The following is a 229-nucleotide window of genomic DNA, read 5'->3' on the forward strand; positions in this document are numbered from 1 at the left end:
GGGTATGGCTGTCTGACCCGAGGATCATTTTGCCGCCGCCCGCCATCATTTCACGCATATATTGATGGATGACCGCAATATGCGGTGGCACAAAAATACCGCCATAACGCTGGGCCGCCGATAAACCAAAAACATGGTCATCACCGTTAATGGTGCCGCCCACAGCACAGAGTGAGTTATGGCAGTTGGTCAGCACATACGGCAGCGGGAAACGTTCCATACCGGACGC

General features: G+C 54.1%; 1 protein-coding gene. It reads right to left on the bottom strand.

Going from position 1 to position 229, the window contains the following annotated elements; translation table 11 throughout:
- The coding region (locus QP119_RS11780) for an aconitase family protein (protein ID WP_284776366.1) at positions 1-229 on the bottom strand (229 nt) is incomplete at both ends.

Origin of the sequence: Corynebacterium frankenforstense (assembly GCF_030211955.1) — a bacterium.
GTDB lineage: Bacteria > Actinomycetota > Actinomycetes > Mycobacteriales > Mycobacteriaceae > Corynebacterium > Corynebacterium frankenforstense_A.